The sequence below is a fragment of the Paraburkholderia sp. J8-2 genome (assembly GCF_905220195.1).
In the GTDB taxonomy this organism is placed as follows: Bacteria; Pseudomonadota; Gammaproteobacteria; order Burkholderiales; family Burkholderiaceae; genus Paraburkholderia.
In genome coordinates, this window is record NZ_CAJMZA010000007.1 from 323,364 (window position 1) to 341,656 (window position 18,293).

An 18,293-nucleotide genomic window follows, 5' to 3' on the forward strand; every position below is an offset into this window, starting at 1 on the left:
ATCGTGGACAATCGCGGACAATCGCGAGCAATACGCCAGCCGCGCCGCATGTCGCGGCGCCTCAGTCCCTCAACCCGCACGTTTCCCGCCTCGCTACGCGCGCCGCCTCAGAGCGACTGGCGCGCGTCGATTGCGTCGCTCAAGAGCGTCACGAGTTCCTCCGGCCGGGCCGGCTTGGTCATGAAGTGCTGGAAACCTTCGCCGATACTGCGCAAACGCCAGCTTTCGTCGGTATGGCCCGTGAGCGCGACCGCGACGGTCGGTGCGTGATCGCCGCGAATTTCATAGTCGCGCAGACGCTGGATCAGGTAGAAGCCGTCCATGGCCGGCAGGTCGAGGTCGCAGACCACGGCGTCGGGGTGCAGGCTCAGGGCTGCTTCGACGCCCGTTTCTGCGTCTTCGACCGCCACGACGTGCGCGCCCTCCGCCTCCAGCAGCGAAGTCAGTGACGCCCGGCTGTGCGGGTCGTCTTCGACGAGGACGATGGTCGTCCGGTCGAGCTTGTGTACTGCGTTCATTGTGTTTGCTTACATGCCTTTCTGTCTGTCAGGCCGATTGCCGCGAGGCTGCGAGCCCGGCGTGATGCTGGGCGCACGGCACCGCGGGCCGTCCTGATAGAGCAATCTTAATGCCGTCTGGTTCCGGCGTGCTGAGCGTGCGTCCATCCGCGCCGCGCACGATAGCCGCAACACAAGACAGCCCGATGACGGCCGCGCTCACGCTTTGCCGCCCTGCTTTTGGCCCTGCTCCCGGCCCTCTTGCGAAGCGGCGAAGCCCTTGGCTTTGCCGGTTTGCGCATAGGCTTCGAGTGCGCGCTGGCGCGCCAGTTCGTGCTCGACAACAGGTTCCGGATAATGCTTGCCAAGACGCACGCCCGCCGCTTCCAGCTGCTGCGCGCCGGCCTTCCACGGCTGGTGCACGAGCGCATCGGGCAGGGCCGCCAACTCCGGCACCCACTGGCGCACGTAGGCGCCGCGCGGGTCGAACTTCTGGCCCTGGAGCACAGGATTGAAAATGCGGAAATACGGCGCGGCGTCCACGCCCGAGCCCGCCACCCACTGCCAGTTGGCCGGGTTGCTGGCCGGGTCGGCGTCCACGAGCGTGTCCCAGAACCAGGACTCGCCCGCGCGCCAGTCGATCAACAGGTGCTTGGTCAGGAACGACGCCACGACCATGCGCACGCGGTTGTGCATCCACCCCGTGTGCCAAAGCTCGCGCATGCCGGCGTCGACGAGCGGATAGCCGGTCAGCCCGCGTTGCCACGCTTTCAGGCCAGCGGCGTCCTTACGCCACGGCATGGCGTCGAACGCGGGACGCAGGTTGCGCGTCGCCAGATCGGCGTAGTGAAAGCGCTGGTAGTGGCAGAACTCCCGCCAGCCCAATTCGCTTGCGAACTTCTCCGCGCTCGTGGCGCGCCGCGCCGAGCCGCGGCCGTGCGCGTGCTGCGCCGCCTTGAGCGCCGCCCAGACCTGACACGGCGAAACGGCGCCGACGGCGAGATACGGGGAAAGACGGCTCGTGGCGGCGTCGCCGGGCTCGTCGCGCTCTCCAGCGTAAGCGTCGAGGTCCGTGGCAAGGAACGCTCGCAGGCGCTCCAGCGCGGCTTCCTCGCCCGCTGGCCAGGCCGCGCGCAAGCCGCCCGACCAGTCGGGCGAGCGTGGCGCGAGACCGAGCGCATCGAGTTTCGATGCGCGCTGGGTAAGACGTGCTGGCAACGATTGAAAAATCATCCGTTCGGGCTCGCCTTGCGGCGGTGGCGGGTCCCCCATACGCAGGCAAGCGCGCCAGTAGGCGCTGAACACCCGAAACGGCTCGCCGGACTGATTGAGCACCGTCCACGGCTCGTTGAGGAGCTGCCCGTTGAAGCTCTCGACCTCCACACCGCGCTCGCGCAGCGACGTTTTGAGCGCGCGATCGACCTCGCGTTGCGCCGCGCCGTAACGGCGATTCCAGTACACGGCTTGCGCGCCGGTTTCCGTGACGAGGGCGTCCAGCGTTGCCACTTCGTCGCCTTGCAGGAGAAGCAGGCGGCCGCCGCGCGCCGTTAGCGCAGCATCGAGCGCGCGCAGCGACTCATGACGCCACCAGCGCGCCGCGCCGCCCTCCGGGCGTTCGCCCGAGGCGCGCGGATCGTGGATCCAAACGCAGATCAGCGGCAGGCCGCTCGCCGCGGCCTGCGCGAGCGCTGGCTGATCGGCAAGCCGGAGATCATCGCGAAACCAGACGATGGCGGGCGCTTGCCTGGAAGAAGCGCGGGAAGAAACGGAAGAAGAAGGCAGACCGGACCTCGACCGGGAAACATTCGCGCGGCACAGCGCACGAGCCGTGCCGCAAAGGTCACGGAGCGTACCACGGCGCGCGGCGGCGATTAATCCGTATCAATGCCCGTATCAACGCGCGTATCGGCGGGGCTGTCTACGCGGGCCGGTCCCACGCCTTGCGTGATGAGCGCGACCGCATGGCGCGCGATCGTCTCGACGCCAACATGGGGCTGCGCCGCGTCGCCGCGCCATATCTGGTTGGTGGCGAGCGGCAGCAGCGTGAGGCCCATCAGCGACTGGAACAGCAGCGAAGGCTCCAGCGCCGCGTTGAGCCGGCCCTCGCGCTGCCAGCGCGCAATCGCCGTGTGGGCCTTTTCCTGGTTCTCACGGCCCAGGCGCTCGAGCATGCGCTGGCGCAGCACGCCGCCCTCGCTGATGACGTCGCGCACCCACAGCGGCGGAAACCACGGATTGCGCTGCCCCACCGCCACAAAGCGCTGCGCCAGCGCGGTGAGCGCCTTCACAGGATCGTCGGGATGCTCCGCGAAGATGTCGCCGAGCGCTTCGCGCAGCGGCACGAAACGCTCGTCGATCAGCACGTCGATCAGTTGGTCGCGCGTCTTGAAATAGTAGTGAACCATCGCGGGCGTGACGCCGGCCTCTCGGGCAATGGCGGCAAGCGACGTGTCGAGAATGCCCTGGCGCGCGAACAGTACGAGCGCGGCGTCGATCAAACGCGCGCGCTGCTCCGCCCCGCCCACGCCGCCGCTCGGCCGGCCGGGGCGGCGCGCGGCGGGCCGGCCTGGCGCGCCGCCTGCGCTGTCGAGGGTGTGTTCTGGCGCTTTCATAGGCGTTCTATCGGTTAGCAACTCGGTAACGAATTGAATTTTGACCAACTGGAATAATTGTCCTAATATTAACCTCCGAATTAATTAAATTCAAGATAGATGGACACGACGATGGAACCCAGCACGAAACACCCTGCGCCCGCCACGGCGGGAGCCAGCGCCAGCGCAAAAGCCGCGGCGACGGCGTCGGGCCCGGCTGCTGCCGATGCCGGCGGCCATCCGCGGGGCGGCCATCCACCCATCCGGCTGCTGTTTCCGGCGCTCCTGCTCGTCATGCTGCTCGCGGCGCTCGACCAGACCATCGTCTCGACGGCGCTGCCCACCATCGTCGGCGAGCTGGGCGGGCTCGACCGGCTCTCGTGGGTCGTCACGGCCTACCTGCTCACTTCGACGATCGTCGTGCCGCTGTATGGCAAGTTCGGCGACCTGTTCGGCCGCAAGATCGTGCTGCAGGCCGCCATCGTCATCTTCCTGATCGGCTCGGCGCTGTGCGGCGTGGCGCAGAACATGGAGCAGCTCATCGTGCTGCGCGCGCTTCAGGGCATTGGCGGCGGCGGCCTCATGGTCGTGACGATGGCCGCCATCGGCGACGTCATTCCGCCCGCGGAGCGCGGCAAGTATCAGGGCATGTTCGGCGGCGTGTTCGGCATCGCCACCGTGGTCGGGCCGCTGCTCGGCGGCTTTCTCGTCGAGCATCTGTCGTGGCGCTGGATCTTCTACATCAACCTGCCGCTCGGCGCGATCGCGCTCGTGGTAATCGGCGCCGTGTTCAAGCCGCGCGCCGCGCACGTGAAGCACGTGATCGACTACATGGGCGCGGCATGGCTCGCCGCCGCCCTCACTTGCCTGATTCTCTTCACGAGCGAGGGCGGCTCGCTGCTGCCGTGGACGTCGCCCACGCTCTGGCTCACGCTGCTGCTCGGCCTCGTAGCCGTGGCGGGCTTCATTCACGAGGAAAAGCATGCGGCCGAGCCCATCATGCCGCTCGAACTGTTTCGCCAGCGCACCTTCGTGCTCGCGAGCCTGATCGGCTTCATCGTGGGCGTGTCGCTGTTCGGCTCGGTCACGTTCCTGCCGCTCTATCTACAGGTCGTGAAGGGCTCCACGCCCTCGCAGGCCGGCATGCAGATGCTGCCCATGATGGGCGGCGTGCTCGTGATGTCGATCATCACCGGGCGCATCATCAGCAAGATCGGCAAGTACCGCATCTTCCCGATTGCGGGCACGGCGCTCGTGGCCGCGGCGATGATCCTGCTCGCGCGCTTGCAGCTCGACACGCCCATTCACCGCATGTATCTCTACATGGGGCTGCTCGGCTGCGGCCTGGGCATGGTGATGCAGGTGCTGATTCTTGCTGTGCAAAACGCCGTGGAGTTTCGCCACATGGGCGTGGCGACGTCGGGCGCAACGCTGTTCCGCTCGATTGGCGGCTCGGTGGGCGTGGCGGCGTTCGGCGCCGTGTTTTCGCACGGGCTGCACGCGCGACTCGAAAAGGTGCTCACGGCCGACGTACAACTGCCGCAGCCGCTCACGCCCGACGTGATCCACCATCTGCCGCCCACGCTGCACGCGCAGTATCTCGACGCGTTCGCGGGCGCGCTACACACGGTTTACCTCTCGGCTGCGATCGTGGTGGTGTTCTCGTTCGCGCTGTCGTTGCTGCTGCGCGACGTGCCGCTGCGCAAGCAGCATTGAGCGCGCTTCGCCGCTTTTTCCCCTCCAGCCAGCGGATTCCCGCTGGCATTTTTTTGGCCGCGAACCGGCATCCCATCGGTCTAATGGGGCCCGCTCGCATCAGCATTACATTTTCCACACATTCAATTACAGTTAGCTAAAATCGCGGGCACCGCGCGCCGGGACCCGGTGGCGCGCGTTCGAACTCTCGCGACGGCTGCATGACGGCCGCTCGCCATAAAACACACAACCAGGAGAAGACCCGCCCATGGACGTCCAGAACGACCCAACCACGCTATCCGCGCAGGACACGAGGCGACGCGTACTCGCCATCGTCGGCGCCTCGTCGGGCAATCTCGTCGAGTGGTTCGACTTCTACATTTACTCGTTCTGCGCGCTGTATTTCGCGCCCGCTTTCTTCCCGAGCGGCAACACCACCACGCAGCTTTTGAACACCGCCGGCGTATTCGCCGCGGGCTTCCTCATGCGCCCGATCGGCGGCTGGCTGTTCGGCCGCATCGCCGACCGCCACGGCCGCCGCAATGCGATGATGATCTCGGTGCTCATGATGTGCGGCGGCTCGCTCGTAATCGCCATGCTGCCCACCTATGCGCAGATCGGCGCGTTCGCCCCGTTCCTGCTGCTGCTCGCGCGCCTCTTCCAGGGGCTTTCGGTGGGCGGCGAGTACGGCACGAGCGCGACCTACATGAGCGAGGTCGCGCTCAAGGGCCGGCGCGGCTTCTTCGCGTCGTTCCAGTACGTCACGCTAATTGGCGGCCAGCTCTGCGCGCTGCTCGTGCTCGTGATCCTGCAGCAGACGCTCTCCACGGAAGAACTGAAGGCCTGGGGCTGGCGCATTCCGTTCGTGGTCGGCGCGGCCGCGGCGCTGATCTCGCTCTATCTGCGCAAGTCGCTCGACGAAACCTCGACGAGCGAATCGCGCCACAAGCGCGACGCGGGCACGATTCGCGGCGTGTGGCAGCACAAGGGCGCGTTCTTCACGGTGGTGGGCTTCACGGCAGGCGGCTCGCTGATCTTCTATACGTTCACGACCTACATGCAAAAGTACCTCGTGAACACGGCCGGCATGCACGCGAAGACCGCTAGCAACGTGATGACCTGCGCGCTCTTCGTCTACATGCTGATGCAGCCGCTGTTCGGCGCGCTTTCCGACAAGATCGGCCGCCGCACGTCGATGATCCTCTTCGGCTCGCTTTCGGTGCTCGGCACGGTGCCGATCATGCACGCGCTCAAGGACGTGTCGAGCCCGGTGGCCGCATTCGTGCTCATCATCGTCGCGCTCGCCATCGTCAGTTTCTATACGTCGATCAGCGGCCTCATCAAGGCCGAAATGTTCCCGCCCGAAGTGCGCGCCATGGGCGTGGGCCTTTCGTATGCGGTGGCGAATGCGATCTTCGGCGGCTCGGCCGAATATGTCGCGCTGTGGTTCAAGTCCGTTGGCAGCGAGACCACGTTCTACTGGTACGTCACGGCGATCTGCGCGGTTGCGCTCATCGTGTCGTGGCGCATGCGCGATCCGGCCAAGGAAGGGTATTTGCGCCACGAGCCGTGAGCCGGGCGTGGCGCACGCCGCTGCTCAAACGGGCTGCGCCACGCGTTCCATCGCACGCTGCAACGTTTCGTAGACCTTCGGACGATTGCACTGCGAAACATTGAAACGCAGAAAATCGCCCGCGCTGCGCGACACGCTGAACACGTTGCCCGGCGCGAGCACCACGCCTTCCACCAGCGCTTCGCGCGCGATCTGCGCGGCGTCGAGCCCATCCGGCAATTGCGCCCACACGAATAGTCCGGCCTGCGGCCGCGTCCACGCGGTGAGGCCGAGCGCTGAAAGGCGGCGCAGCGTGTCGCCCATCGCGTCGGCGAGCTTCGCGCGCAGGCCGTCCAGATGCCGCCGATACGTGCCGTCCACGAGCAGGCGGTGCACGAGTTCGGCCACCATCTCCCCGTTGCCGAACGAGACCGCGAGCTTGAGATCCACGAGCGGTTCGATCCAGTCCGTGCGCGCCGCGATGAAACCGCAGCGCGCCGCCGCCGACATCGTCTTCGAGAAACTACCAATGGTGACCACGCGCGCGAGGCCGTCGAAAGCCGCTAGGCGCGGCGCGGGTTCGATTTCGAAGTCGGCGAAGATGTCGTCCTCGACGATCAGGAGGTCATGTTCCTCCGCGAGCTTGAGCAGGCGATGCGCGACGGCAGGCGCGAGCGTCGCGCCAGTCGGGTTGTGGACCGCCGAGTTCGTGACGTAGAGGCGCGCTCGCGTTTCGGCCAGCGTGCGCTCGAACGCGGCGAGATCCGGACCCGTTGGCGTGTACGGCACGCCGACCACGCGCACGCGGTGCGCGCGCAGCAGCGCCTGGAAATTGAAGTAGCACGGGTCGTCCACGAGCACGGTGTCGCCAGGCTCGAGCAGAAAGCGGCAAAGGAGGTCGAGCGCCTGGGTGCCGCCGTCGGTCAGCACGATCTGCTCGGGGGCGGCCTCCACGCCATGCTGGCCGAGCCGCCAGGCGAGTTGCTGGCGCAGCGCGGGCAGGCCGAGCGGCGAGGCGTAATCGGTGAGCGGCGCGCGCGGATCGCGTGCGATGGCGCGCAGCGCCCGCCGCACGGCGTCCTCCGGCAGCCACGAGGCGGGCAGCCAGCCGCAGCCGGGCCGCAGCGCACCCGCCTCGGTCTGCAGCGACTGGCGCGTGAGCCAGAGCGGATCGATCTCGCGGTCGAGCTGCGGCCCGAGCGCGGCAAGCGCGAGCGGCGGCGCGTGACCGGCCACGAAGAAACCCGCCCCGCGCCGCGCGACCAGCACGCCTTCGGCAACGAGGCGCTCATAGGCCTCCACCACCGTGGAATTCGACACGCCAAGCTGCTCGCTCATCGCGCGAATGGACGGCACGCGCGCGCCCGCGGCCAGCGAGCGCGCGGCAATACGCTCGCGCAGCGCCTGCATCACCTGCTCGACGCGCGTCATGGGCAAGCCTTCCGTTCTCGCTCTGTCTTTCATCTGTACTGCTCCGTGTTCAATACAGTTTGAAGAAATTGTACTGATCTGTAGCTTACCTCCGCGCGGCTCGGCGCGCATCATCGCTGGATCGATCACCGATGTTTTCCCGTTGGCCATTCCCCATGCGCAAAACGCTCGATCCCACCACCGATGGCTGGCTCTGCGGCCTCGCAGGCGTCCTCATCTTCAGCGGCTCGCTGCCCGCCACGCGACTCGCCGTGCTCGGCCTCGACCCCGTGTTCCTCACGGGCGCGCGCGCGACCATCGCGGGCGTGCTCGGCGTGTTGCTGCTTCTGTCGCTGCGCGCGGCGCGGCCGGCGCGCAACGAAATCTGGCCGCTCGTCATCGTCGCGCTCGGTGTGGTGGTGGGCTTTCCGCTCCTCACCGCGCTCGCGCTCCAGCACGTGAGTTCGGCGCACGCGATTGTGTTCGTCGGCTTGCTGCCGCTCGCCACCGCGGTGTTCGGCGTGCTGCGCGCGGGCGAGCGTCCGCAGCCGGCCTTCTGGGTCTTTTCAGCGGCGGGCAGCGCCGCCGTGGTGGCGTTCGCGCTGCGCCACGGCATCGACGCCTCGCCGCTCGGCGACGCGCTCATGCTCGCCGCCATCGTCGTGTGCGGGCTCGGCTACGCGGAAGGCGCGCGGCTTTCGCGGCGCCTTGGCGGCTGGCAGGTGATCTGCTGGGCGCTCGCGATTTCGCTGCCCGTGATGGCGCCGCTCGCGTGGTGGCTGCGCCCCGCGTCGTTCGCCGCCGTCGGCGCGGCTTCGTGGTGGGGGTTCGCCTATGTGTCGCTCTTCAGCATGCTGATCGGCTTCGTGTTCTGGTATCGCGGGCTCGCGCTCGGCGGCATTGCGGGCGTGGGGCAATTGCAGTTGCTGCAGCCGTTCTTCGGCTTCGTGCTCGCGGCGCTACTGCTGCACGAAACCGTCCCGCCGGCGATGATCGCCGTCACTGCCGTGGTGATCGCGTGCGTGGCCGGGGCGCGGCGCTTCGGGCGCGCAACGGGCGCATCCACGGTCGCGAATCGCACCCGCACGCAGCGCGTCTAAGCCACGCATTTTTGGCGCGCTTCAAATGCGCCCGCGCGCGAGGCATAGTGAGGGATGCAAACCTCCTTCCGCTGTGCCTTCTCGCCTCGCTCCAACCGATGACCCCACACACCGACGCGCACGTGCGCGACGCCACCGCCGACGACTTTCCCGCCATCGCCGCGATCTATGCGCACCACGTGCTGCACGGCACGGCCTCGTTCGAGGAGACGCCGCCTGCGCTCGACGAACTGCTGCGCCGCCACGCCGCCGTGCGCGAACACGGCCTGCCCTGGCTCGTCGCCGAGATCGGCGGCCGCGTGGCGGGCTACTGCTACGCCACGCCCTACCGGCCGCGCCCGGCGTACCGCTTCACCGTTGAAGACTCGATCTATATCGACGAAGCGTTTCGCGGCCGCGGACTCGGCCACACGTTGCTTAACGCGCTGATCGAACGCTGCGAGGCAGGCCCGTGGCGGCAAATGATCGCCGTGGTCGCCGACCCGCGCGGCGGCTCGCTCAAACTGCACGAGCGCCTCGGGTTCGAACTGACCGGCACGCTGCGCGGCGTAGGCTTCAAGCACGGCCAGTGGCGCGACACGGCGCTCATGCAGCGCACGCTCGGGCCGGGCGTGGATACGCCGCCCAAAGGCTGACGCGGCACGCGCAAAAACGCTCCTGCGCGCCGCACACGCGCCGCAAGCGAAACGCGGCTCGTACAATACGTCCTTTCGCAACGGAGCCAGTTCCAAGGCTCCGAAGACAAGGACTGATTCGCCATGCAACCCCTCCTCGAACACCTGCACCCGGCCAACTGGGGCTTCCTGTGGGACGCGCTCTCCGCGCTCGCGCTGCGCTTGTGCGCGGCCTTCGCGATCATCTGGTTCGGCTGGTGGTTCTCCCGGCGCGTAGCCAACTGGATCGCGCGACGCGGCGGCGCCATCGACCCGACGCTGCGCCCCATCGTGCGCGACACGGCCGTGTGGGGCGTGCGCCTCGTCGCCGTGATCGGCGCGCTCTCGCAAATCGGCATCCAGACCGCCAGCATCGTCGCAGTGCTCGGCGCGGCGGGTCTCGCCATCGGTCTCGCGCTGCAAGGCACGCTGCAGAACATCGCGGCGGGGATCATGCTGTTGCTGCTGCGGCCGTTCAAGGTAGGCGACTATATCGACGGCGGCGCAGGCACCGTTGCGGGCACCGTCGAGGAAGTGAACCTCTTCACCACGCGCCTCACGAAGCCGGACGGCATCTGCGAATACGTGCCGAACAGCGCGCTGTGGAGCAATTCGATCCGCAACTACAGCCGCAATCCCACGCGCCGGCTCGACCTCGAAGTGGAGGTGTCGGTGCGCGACGACGTGAACCGCGCGATCGACGTATTGCGCACGCTCGCCGCCGCCGACCCGCGCGTGCTGGCCTCGCCCGCGCCGCAAGTGATGGTGACGCGCTTCGACGACAGCACCGCCGTGCTCAACATCCGGGTGTGGTCGAACATCGACACGTTCTGGGACATGCGCTGGGACCTTTCGCGCCAGGTGCGCCAGGCGCTCAACGACGCGCACTGCTCGCTGCCGCTGCGCACCCGCGAGCTGCACATCGTGCAGACGCAACCGGAGCAACCGACACAACCGACGCAGTCGACGCAACAAGCGCAGCAATGAACGCGTACGCGCGCCGCCTGCGCGGCTATGCCAGAGGGCTAGTGCCGCACGGCTACCTGGCCTTGCTGCTGGTGCTCGACGGCCTGCTGCTCGTGCGCCCGGTCGCGCAGAGAGCGCTCGAACACGCGCGCGGCAACTGGTTCGACGACTGGATCACGCTCATCAACGCATTCGGCGTGCTCGCGCTTCCCCAGGCGCTGGTCGCCACCGGCCTCACGATGATGTCGTTCGGCATTGCGCTGCGCGCGCGTGTGGCATGGGTGCTCTCACTCGTGCTGCTCGCCGGCGCGGCGAGCATCTGCCTGTGGGGCGACTATCGCAGCCACGCGCTAGCGGCCTTCTCGCTCGCACTCGCCTGCGCGCTCATTTACTACTGGCGCCGCTTCGATCGCGCGAGCGTCGCTGCGGGCTCCTTGTTCGCATTCCTGAGCATTGGCTCGTTGGTCGTCTACGCAGTGTTCGGCGCGCTGTATCTCGGCGACGACTTTGCGCCGCCCATTCGCAACCTCGTCACCGCGTTCTACTTCTCGATCGTGTCGATGTCCACGGTCGGCTACGGCGATATCGTGCCGCACTCGGACACCGCGCGGCTTTTCACGGCCTCGATCATCGTGCTCGGGATCACCGTGTTCGCGACTTCGATCAGCGCCGTGATCGGGCCCGTGATCGGCGGCCATTTGAAACGCATCGTCAAGGGAGGCATTTCCAACGTGACCCGCAAGAACCACTATCTGATCGTTGGCGCCTCGCCGCTCGCGCATAGCGTGTATGGGGGGCTCGTTAAGCGCGGCTACGCGGCAACCGTGATCGTCGCGCCGAATACGCCGCACAACTATCCGGCCGAGGCCGACCTGATCGTCGGCGACGCGAGCGACACCGCCACGCTCCACAACGCAGGCGCCGAAACCGCGCTCGCCGCGCTCGCGCTGCGCTCCGACGACGCCGAGAACGCGTTCGTGATTCTCGCGATCAAGGAGATCGCGCCGAAGGTGCGCACAGTGGCACTCGTGAACGACAGCCGCAACTTGCAGCGGTTGCGCCTCTTGCAGCCCGACATGGTGTTTTCGCCGCAACTGCTCGCAGGCGAACTGCTCGCGCGCACGCTCAACAACGAGACCATCGACAACACGCTGATCGAGCAGTTGTTGTTTGGGAAGAGCACGGGGGGCGCCGCATAACCGTTTTACCGTTGCGTGGGCGCCAATCGCCGAAACAACGTCGGATAGTCGATCACGAGCCCATCTTCGTCCACGCGCAAGTTCGCCGTGAAATCGCGGAAGATGCCCTCGTAGCGGTACTCGCGGTCGCGTTCGATGCACACGTAGGCCTGCTCGACCGGTTTGGGCTCCAGCTCCGGCGCGGCGATGTACACCACGCGAATTGGCTGGCGCTCGCCGCGCGCGAGACCTAAACGCCGGATCGGCAGTGTGTTCGTGTACGGTGTCGCGGCGATGTCGATATCGATGCAGCCGTCGAGCGCTGCCAGTGCGCGCCCTTCCCCGTCGGCCCAGTGACCCTTGCCGTCGCCCTGGAGCACGAGCGAGCGGCCGCCCATCACGCGAAACGCCGCCCAACGCACGCGCCACTGCGCGTCGCACTCGATGGCGTAAGCCAGGCCATAAGATTTGCCGTAGCGCTCGCCGACGACCACGCTTTCCGCGCGGATCGTGTCGCCTTTTTCGCCAAATTTCGGGCCGCAATGCGCATCGAACGCCAGATGCTCGATGCCCTCGCCCGTTTCGGATGCCCAACGCACTTCCCGCATCGTCCGCCTCCACAAAGATCACGGTACCCGCCGTGTGCGTATCGTAACGCGGCGGCAAATAGCGACTATCAACCTGCGCGCATGCGCGAGGCTAGCTGCATCGCCTATGCTCGCACTTTGGCCCGCCGTGCGTCTCGCACCGGGGCCGCACTCGCCAGTATCCGCACGCCACCTCTTCATGTCAGCCAGATTTCCCGCCGCCTCCGGTGCCACTGCCGATACTGCCGATACTGCCGATTCCGCCGTGGCTCCCGCCTTGCGCGCGCTCTTACGCAGCCTCGGCCAGATCGTGCTGCAGGCGAACGCGGGAACGGGCGCGTGCCTGCTCGCGGCGCTCGCGCTCACCGACTGGCGGCTGGCGCTCGCCGCCCTGCTCGGCGCCGCGGCGGCCAACGTCTGCGCGCTCGTGGCGGGCCACGCAGAAACCGCGATCCACGACGGCCTCGCCGGCTACAACGGCGCGCTCGCCGCGCTCGCGGCGTTCACCTTCGTCGGCGACGCGGGCACGGCGGCTGCGCTCGCGCTCATCGCGGGCGGCGCGAGCGCGTGGATCGCCGGGCCGCTGAACCGCTGGCTCGCCCGCGCGCGGCTCGGCCTGTATTCCGTGCCCTGCCTCATCGCGACCTGGATCTGGCTGCCGCTGCATCCGGGCAGCGAGCCCGTTGCCACCGCGAGCGCCGTTGCACCGCTCGCCCCGCACGGTTCGCCGCTCGAGGCTGCAGTCCACGCCGCGGCTGGCGTATTGAGCGGCCTCGCGCAAACCACGTTCGCTACGGGCGCGGCGGCGGGCCTGTGTGTGCTAGCCGGTCTCGCCTGGTCGTCGCGGCGCGCGGCAGTCTATGCGCTCAGCGGCGCGGCGCTCGCGAGCGCCCTCGAACTCGCGTGCGGCGTGAGTCCGGACGCCTTCGGCGCGGGCCTCGCGGGCTTCAATGGCGCGCTTGCGGCGCTCGCCGTGTGCACGCTCGGCATGCGCGCCGCGTTCTGTGCGACCATGCTCGCCGCGGCCCTGCATCTGGCCGCCGTGCGCTGCGGATTGCCCGCGCTAACCGCGCCGTTCGTGCTGGCGAGCTGGTGCGTGCATATAGCAGCGCGACGCCTGCGCGCGCTGCCCGCGTCAGCCACGCCGCCTGAAGAATCCACCGTCCGCTGAAGGAATCGCCATGTCTTTCGCCCATCGCCCGACGAGCACCTGCGCCGAGACCGCACCGCGCTCCGCCGCCGAGCAGCAACTGCGCGTCGATCTCGCCGCCGCCTACCGCCTGATTGCGCTCAACGGCTGGGACGACCTCATCTACACGCACGTTTCCGCCGCCGTGCCCGGGGAACCTGGCCGCTTCCTCATCAATCCGTTCGGCCTCGCCTTCGACGAAGTGCGCGCCTCGAACCTCGTGAAGATCGACACCGAAGGCCGCATCGTCGGCGAGAGCGAGCACCCTGTGAACGCCACCGGTTTCGCGCTGCATGCGGCCGTGCATCTCGCGCGGCCCGACGCAGTGTGCGTAATGCATCTGCACAATACGGCGGGCATTGCCGTGTCGATGCAGCGCGACGGACTCTTGCCTGGCTCGCAGCACGCGCTGCGCTTTTACGGCCAGCTAGCGTGGCACGACTACGAGGGCCTTGCTTTCACGCCCGCCGAAGGCACGCGCCTCACCGCGAGCCTGGGCACGCACCCGGCCATGCTGCTGCGCAATCACGGCACGCTCACCACCGGCCGCACGGTGGCTGAAGCCTATGTGCTGATGGCGACGCTCATCAAGGCCTGCGAAATCCAGTTGCAAGCGCAGGCCGGCGGCGTGCCGCTCGTCTTGCCGCCGCCCGAGGTGGCCGAACGCACCGCCGAGCAATTGCGCGACGGCGGCGCGATCGAAGGCGTGCTCGAATGGCCGGCGCTGCTGCGCAAGCTCGATCGCATCGATTCGTCATACCGCGACTAACCACGCCCATTCCATCGCATCACTGACTTTCCGAGGAGACCCGCATGCCAACATTCCACATCGAAATGTTCGAAGGCCGCAGCGTCGAACAAAAGCGCCAGCTCGCCGCGGCACTGACCGAGACCACCTGCAAGGTGCTCGGCGTGGAGCCGCAATCCGTCGACATCATCTTTCACGACGTCAAGCCGGAAAATTGGGCGACGGCCGGCAAGCTGTGGAGCGATCCGCGCTGACGCTTCCTCTTCTATCGCATTCCTTATCTTTTTCCGCCTGGCGTCGCACGCAGCGCCCGCGCCGCCAGGCGCGACTGAATCCTCCCTCGCACGCTTTCTTGCGCCGCACCCCGAGGCGCATTGACGCACCCCACGCGGCTGCGCGGTGTATTGCCGCAGCGCCACACCCCTCGCACACCCCGCCTGCACAACGAACGTTTAATCTAAATTGATCTTTATCAATGCGTTAGCGCATGTTTTCTACTGATTGAGATTGACGACTGCGACACGCTGGCGCACGTCGCAGTGCAGCAAAACCGCCGCCATTCCCCTACGCTTACGTCCATCGCACGCAACCGCAGCGCCCCCACTGCGGTGCAGTGTGCAGGTTCCCCCGCGCATTTCCCGGTAAGCAAGCAACAGGCACGCACATGCACACGTCACTCTCCGCCTTCGACCTGGCCCGGCTGCAGTTCGCCTTCACCGTCTCGTTTCACATCGTCTTTCCGGCGCTTTCCATCGGGCTTGCAAGCTTTATCGCCGTGCTCGAAGCCTGCTGGCTCAAAACGCGTCAGCCGTTCTACAAGGACCTTTGCCTCTTCTGGTCGAAAGTGTTCGCCGTGGCCTTCGGCATGGGCGTCGTCTCCGGCGTCGTGATGAGCTATGAGTTCGGCACCAACTGGTCGGGCTTTTCGTCGTTCGCCGGCCCTGTAACCGGGCCGCTGCTCATGTACGAAGTCATGACCGCGTTCTTTCTCGAGGCAGGCTTCCTCGGCATCATGCTGTTCGGCTGGAACCGCGTGAGCCCGCGCGCCCACTTCGGCGCGACGCTGATGGTCGCCATCGGCACGCTCATCTCCACGTTCTGGATCCTCGCCTCGAATAGCTGGATGCAGACGCCGCAAGGCTTCAAGGTCGTCGATGGCCACGTCGTGCCGGTCGACTGGTTCAAGATCATTTTCAACCCGTCGTTCCCTTACCGTCTTGCGCACATGGCGATCGCCGCGTTCATCGTGGCCGCGCTCGTGGTGGCCGCGAGCGGCGCATACCACTTGCTCAAGGGGCGGCGCGACCCCGCCATCAAGAAGATGTTTTCGATGGCGCTCGGCCTGCTGCTCGTGCTCGCACCGGTGCAAGCCCTCGTGGGCGACGCGCACGGCCTGAACACGCGCGAATATCAGCCCGCCAAGATCGCCGCGATCGAAGGCATTTGGGACACCGAACAAGGCGGCACAGCACTGAACCTGTTCGGCATCCCAGACATGCAGGCCGAGACCACGCGCTACGCCGTTTCCATCCCGCACCTGGGCAGCCTGATCCTCACGCATAGCTGGGACGGCGAGATCAAGGGGCTCAAGTCCTTCCCCGCCGACGAGCGGCCCAATTCGCCGCTGCTGTTCTGGAGCTTCCGCGTCATGGTCGGTTTAGGCCTCCTGATGATTCTGCTCGGCGTGGTGGGCTGGGTGCTGCGCCGCCGTGGCACGCTGTACGAATCGCGTGGTTTCCAGCGCTTCGCGCTCGCCATGGGACCAACCGGCTTCATCACGCTGCTTGCGGGCTGGGTCACGACCGAAGCCGGCCGCCAGCCCTGGGTGGTCTACGGCGTGATGCGCACGGCGCAAGCGGTGTCGCCACTCACGGCGCAGCAAGTGGGCGTTTCGCTGATGGCGTTCGTGGCCGTGTACTTCCTCGTGTTCGGCACGGGCATTTACTACCTGCTCAAGCTGCTGCGCAAAGGCCCTGCGCTGCCCGGCACGAAGCCGCACTCGCACGACGAGCCGCGTGAACCGCGCGTGGCCCACCCTGCGCTCACTGTGAATCAGACCGCACGCCGCCCCATGTCCGCCGCCGATCAGCTGATCGACGCTTGAGGCGCCCCGCATTCATCGTTACGAGGCTAGCAAGCAAATGGATGTCACCGTCATCTGGGCCGCGATCATCGCGCTCGGCGTTCTTCTCTACGTGGTGCTCGACGGCTTCGATCTCGGCATCGGCATCGTGTTTCCGCTCTTTCCCGACGAGGAAGAGCGCGATCTCATGATGAACACCGTCGCCCCCGTGTGGGACGGCAACGAGACCTGGCTCGTGCTAGGCGGCGCGGGGCTTTTCGCCGTGTTCCCCGTCGTCTACTCGACCGTGCTTTCCGCGCTCTATCTGCCGCTCGTGTTCATGCTCGCGTGCCTGATCTTCCGCGGCGTGTCGTTCGAGATTCGCGCCAAGGCCAATCGCACGAAGCATTTGTGGGACCTCGCGTTCATCGGCGGCTCGACCGGTGCGGCGTTCTTCCAGGGCATTGCGCTCGGCGCCTTCCTGCAAGGCATTCCGATGGACGGCGGCCAGTTCGCCGGCGACGCCTTCGGCTGGCTCACGCCATTCAGCCTGCTTTCGGGCTTCGGGCTCGTCGCGACCTACGCGCTGCTCGGCTGCTGCTGGCTCGTCGCGAAGACCGAGGGCGACCTGCAGCGCCGCCTGCGCAAGCTCGTCTGGCCGCTTACTGTCATGCTGCTCGGCTTCATCGCGCTCGTGAGCCTGTGGACGCCGCTGCAAGACCCCGCGATTGCCGATCGCTGGTTCCGTTCGGGCCTCTTCTGGCGTCTCGCGCCGGTGCCGCTGCTCGTGCTCGCCTGCGCCGCGTGGATGCGCTGGGCCGTGCATGCGCGCCATCACAAGACACCCTTCATCGCGGCCATCGGGCTCGTGCTGCTCGGCTACGCAGGCTTGCTCGTGAGCCTGTGGCCTTACGCGATTCCGCAGGGCCTCACGCTCTGGGAAGCGGCCGCGCCGCGCGAGAGCCAGACGTTCACGCTCGTGGGCGCCGCATTCATTCTGCCGATCATTCTCGCGTACACGATGCTCGGTTACTGGGTCTTCAGAGGCAAGGTGCGTCATGGCGACACCCATCACTACCACTAAGCTGCCCGGCTGGATCTGGTTCGTACTCCTTTGGTGTGCGGGCGTGGGTGCGGCCGTGTCGCTCGGCTTCGCGTTCAAGGTCTTCATGAACCTCACGCTGTTCGCCGTCAAGTGATTGGCACAAGCGGATTGGCACAGGCGCGCTCGATTTCACGGCGCCGCGTTAGACTGTAGGCTCTCTGTCACCCGTGTGAAACCTTCATGCAACAGATGACCTTCATGGAATGCGTCAAGCGCGCGTGGGCGAGCGCCTGGCAGGCCGCCGTGCAAATGCCGTTTCTCGTTCTGGCGACTTTCGTGATCTACGCGGCGCTCGGGTGGTTCGGGCTCGCCGGGCGGCCCGTGCCGGCCGAAGGCGCGACGCCCTCGGCCGGACTCATTGCGCTCGGCAATCTCGCCTCGCTGCTGAATTCGCTCGTCTACCTCTGGTTCACGCTGAAGATCTCGCGCTTCGTGCTGCTAGGCGAGCGCAGCGCGCCGCTCATGCCGGCAGGGGCGAAACCGTTCCTGCGTATCTTCGCGGTCGGCCTCATTCTGGCGGTCGCGCTCGGCGCATTCGCGCTCTTGCTGTGGGTCGTGCTGCGGCCTCAGTACCAGGGCGGCGCGGCGTTCCTCTTTCTGGTGGTCCTTGCAATCTGGATGTTCGTGGCGGTGCGCCTCTCGCTGCTCTTTCCGGCGCTTGCAATCGGCAGCCCGATCGCCTTCGGCGCCGCATGGCGCGACAGCCGCGGGCATTTCTGGAGCCTCTTTGGCGTCACCTTCGTCGCGGCGCTGCCCATTGCCGTATGCGGCCTCATCGTGCTCATCGGCATGGGCCTCGCGGGCGTTTCGCCTGAAATCGTTCGGCAGCCCGGTTGGCTCACCGCGCTCGCCATTGGCCAGAGCATCGGCAATATCGTGTTCGCGCTGCTCACCACCACGGCGCTCGCCTGGCTTTACCGGCGCTACGCGCAAGCGTTGACTTCGCCCGCCACGCGCTAG

Annotated in this window: 18 protein-coding genes; 13 read left to right on the forward strand and 5 right to left on the reverse strand. The window is 67.0% G+C overall.

Features of this window, described 5'->3' with window-relative positions:
- Positions 1-107: 107 nt before the first annotated feature.
- The 3 genes from U5A52_RS18900 to U5A52_RS18910 form a co-directional block, all read right to left on the reverse strand.
- Positions 108-518, reverse strand: coding sequence for a response regulator (locus U5A52_RS18900; RefSeq protein ID WP_028205606.1), 411 nt, complete (start codon positions 516-518; stop codon positions 108-110).
- Between the two features lie 198 nt (positions 519-716).
- Positions 717-2,279 carry a deoxyribodipyrimidine photo-lyase gene (locus tag U5A52_RS18905; RefSeq protein WP_321935823.1) on the reverse strand — a complete coding sequence of 521 codons (1,563 nt, stop codon included), beginning with the start codon at positions 2,277-2,279 and terminating at the stop codon, positions 717-719.
- An 89-nt stretch (positions 2,280-2,368) separates the two neighbouring features.
- Entirely contained in the window at positions 2,369-3,109 is a 741-nt protein-coding gene (locus U5A52_RS18910) for a TetR/AcrR family transcriptional regulator (protein ID WP_321935788.1), read from the reverse strand.
- 111 nt (positions 3,110-3,220) lie between these two features.
- Between U5A52_RS18910 and U5A52_RS18915 the strand changes: the two genes are divergently transcribed.
- The gene (locus U5A52_RS18915; protein ID WP_321935789.1) at positions 3,221-4,804 is read left to right on the forward strand and encodes an MDR family MFS transporter; all 1,584 of its coding nucleotides are present in this window, start codon (positions 3,221-3,223) and stop codon (positions 4,802-4,804) included.
- 247 nt (positions 4,805-5,051) lie between these two features.
- Positions 5,052-6,356, forward strand: a complete 1,305-nt coding sequence (locus U5A52_RS18920) for an MFS family transporter (RefSeq protein WP_321935790.1) — start codon at positions 5,052-5,054, stop codon at positions 6,354-6,356.
- A 24-nt stretch (positions 6,357-6,380) separates the two neighbouring features.
- On the opposite strand, the gene U5A52_RS18925 is transcribed toward U5A52_RS18920, so the two are convergent.
- Positions 6,381-7,799, reverse strand: a complete 1,419-nt coding sequence (locus U5A52_RS18925; RefSeq protein ID WP_321935791.1) for a PLP-dependent aminotransferase family protein — start codon at positions 7,797-7,799, stop codon at positions 6,381-6,383.
- Positions 7,800-7,921: 122 nt separating this feature from the next.
- Between U5A52_RS18925 and U5A52_RS18930 the strand changes: the two genes are divergently transcribed.
- The 4 genes from U5A52_RS18930 (at position 7,922) to kch (ending at position 11,663) form a co-directional block, all read left to right on the forward strand.
- Positions 7,922-8,845: a DMT family transporter gene (locus U5A52_RS18930; protein ID WP_321916874.1), complete on the forward strand. Its 924-nt coding sequence runs from the start codon at positions 7,922-7,924 to the stop codon at positions 8,843-8,845.
- Positions 8,846-8,943: 98 nt separating this feature from the next.
- Positions 8,944-9,480, forward strand: coding sequence for an N-acetyltransferase family protein (locus U5A52_RS18935; RefSeq protein WP_321935792.1), 537 nt, complete (start codon positions 8,944-8,946; stop codon positions 9,478-9,480).
- A gap of 123 nt (positions 9,481-9,603) precedes the next feature.
- On the forward strand, positions 9,604-10,485 hold the full coding sequence (locus tag U5A52_RS18940) for a mechanosensitive ion channel family protein (RefSeq protein WP_321916870.1): 882 nt from the start codon (positions 9,604-9,606) through the stop codon (positions 10,483-10,485).
- Positions 10,482-11,663: a voltage-gated potassium channel protein gene (gene kch / locus U5A52_RS18945; protein ID WP_321916868.1), complete on the forward strand. Its 1,182-nt coding sequence runs from the start codon at positions 10,482-10,484 to the stop codon at positions 11,661-11,663. Before U5A52_RS18940 ends, kch begins: the two co-directional genes overlap by 4 nt.
- 5 nt (positions 11,664-11,668) lie before the next feature.
- On the opposite strand, the gene U5A52_RS18950 is transcribed toward kch, so the two are convergent.
- Positions 11,669-12,250, reverse strand: coding sequence for a putative glycolipid-binding domain-containing protein (locus tag U5A52_RS18950; RefSeq protein WP_321935793.1), 582 nt, complete (start codon positions 12,248-12,250; stop codon positions 11,669-11,671).
- A 178-nt stretch (positions 12,251-12,428) separates the two neighbouring features.
- Between U5A52_RS18950 and U5A52_RS18955 the strand changes: the two genes are divergently transcribed.
- The 7 genes from U5A52_RS18955 (at position 12,429) to U5A52_RS18985 (ending at position 18,293) form a co-directional block, all read left to right on the forward strand.
- Positions 12,429-13,400: an urea transporter gene (locus tag U5A52_RS18955; RefSeq protein WP_321935794.1), complete on the forward strand. Its 972-nt coding sequence runs from the start codon at positions 12,429-12,431 to the stop codon at positions 13,398-13,400.
- 10 nt (positions 13,401-13,410) lie between these two features.
- The gene (locus U5A52_RS18960; protein WP_321935795.1) at positions 13,411-14,187 is read left to right on the forward strand and encodes a class II aldolase/adducin family protein; all 777 of its coding nucleotides are present in this window, start codon (positions 13,411-13,413) and stop codon (positions 14,185-14,187) included.
- Positions 14,188-14,231: 44 nt separating this feature from the next.
- Entirely contained in the window at positions 14,232-14,420 is a 189-nt protein-coding gene (locus U5A52_RS18965; protein WP_028205614.1) for a 4-oxalocrotonate tautomerase, read from the forward strand.
- A 410-nt stretch (positions 14,421-14,830) separates the two neighbouring features.
- The gene (locus tag U5A52_RS18970; RefSeq protein ID WP_321916861.1) at positions 14,831-16,270 is read left to right on the forward strand and encodes a cytochrome ubiquinol oxidase subunit I; all 1,440 of its coding nucleotides are present in this window, start codon (positions 14,831-14,833) and stop codon (positions 16,268-16,270) included.
- Positions 16,271-16,307: 37 nt separating this feature from the next.
- Entirely contained in the window at positions 16,308-17,312 is a 1,005-nt protein-coding gene (cydB, locus tag U5A52_RS18975) for a cytochrome d ubiquinol oxidase subunit II (RefSeq protein ID WP_321935796.1), read from the forward strand.
- Positions 17,287-17,427, forward strand: a complete 141-nt coding sequence (locus U5A52_RS18980; RefSeq protein WP_321916856.1) for a hypothetical protein — start codon at positions 17,287-17,289, stop codon at positions 17,425-17,427. The genes cydB and U5A52_RS18980 overlap by 26 nt, the downstream gene beginning before the upstream one ends.
- An 86-nt stretch (positions 17,428-17,513) precedes the next feature.
- Positions 17,514-18,293 (forward strand): hypothetical protein, encoded by a 780-nt coding sequence (locus U5A52_RS18985; RefSeq protein WP_321935797.1) that lies wholly within the window; start codon positions 17,514-17,516, stop codon positions 18,291-18,293.

Bases quoted from the DNA above. Each gene is read 5' to 3' on its own strand.
- U5A52_RS18900 (WP_028205606.1), bottom strand. From the start codon at position 518: ATGAACGCAGTACACAAGCTCGACCGGACGACCATCGTCCTCGTCGAA.
- U5A52_RS18910 (WP_321935788.1), bottom strand. From the start codon at position 3,109: ATGAAAGCGCCAGAACACACCCTCGACAGCGCAGGCGGCGCGCCAGGC.
- U5A52_RS18915 (WP_321935789.1), top strand. From the start codon at position 3,221: ATGGAACCCAGCACGAAACACCCTGCGCCCGCCACGGCGGGAGCCAGC.
- U5A52_RS18920 (WP_321935790.1), top strand. From the start codon at position 5,052: ATGGACGTCCAGAACGACCCAACCACGCTATCCGCGCAGGACACGAGG.
- U5A52_RS18925 (WP_321935791.1), bottom strand. From the start codon at position 7,799: ATGAAAGACAGAGCGAGAACGGAAGGCTTGCCCATGACGCGCGTCGAG.
- U5A52_RS18930 (WP_321916874.1), top strand. From the start codon at position 7,922: ATGCGCAAAACGCTCGATCCCACCACCGATGGCTGGCTCTGCGGCCTC.
- U5A52_RS18935 (WP_321935792.1), top strand. From the start codon at position 8,944: ATGACCCCACACACCGACGCGCACGTGCGCGACGCCACCGCCGACGAC.
- U5A52_RS18940 (WP_321916870.1), top strand. From the start codon at position 9,604: ATGCAACCCCTCCTCGAACACCTGCACCCGGCCAACTGGGGCTTCCTG.
- kch (WP_321916868.1), top strand. From the start codon at position 10,482: ATGAACGCGTACGCGCGCCGCCTGCGCGGCTATGCCAGAGGGCTAGTG.
- U5A52_RS18950 (WP_321935793.1), bottom strand. From the start codon at position 12,250: ATGCGGGAAGTGCGTTGGGCATCCGAAACGGGCGAGGGCATCGAGCAT.
- U5A52_RS18955 (WP_321935794.1), top strand. From the start codon at position 12,429: ATGTCAGCCAGATTTCCCGCCGCCTCCGGTGCCACTGCCGATACTGCC.
- U5A52_RS18960 (WP_321935795.1), top strand. From the start codon at position 13,411: ATGTCTTTCGCCCATCGCCCGACGAGCACCTGCGCCGAGACCGCACCG.
- U5A52_RS18965 (WP_028205614.1), top strand. From the start codon at position 14,232: ATGCCAACATTCCACATCGAAATGTTCGAAGGCCGCAGCGTCGAACAA.
- U5A52_RS18970 (WP_321916861.1), top strand. From the start codon at position 14,831: ATGCACACGTCACTCTCCGCCTTCGACCTGGCCCGGCTGCAGTTCGCC.
- cydB (WP_321935796.1), top strand. From the start codon at position 16,308: ATGGATGTCACCGTCATCTGGGCCGCGATCATCGCGCTCGGCGTTCTT.
- U5A52_RS18980 (WP_321916856.1), top strand. From the start codon at position 17,287: ATGGCGACACCCATCACTACCACTAAGCTGCCCGGCTGGATCTGGTTC.
- U5A52_RS18985 (WP_321935797.1), top strand. From the start codon at position 17,514: ATGCAACAGATGACCTTCATGGAATGCGTCAAGCGCGCGTGGGCGAGC.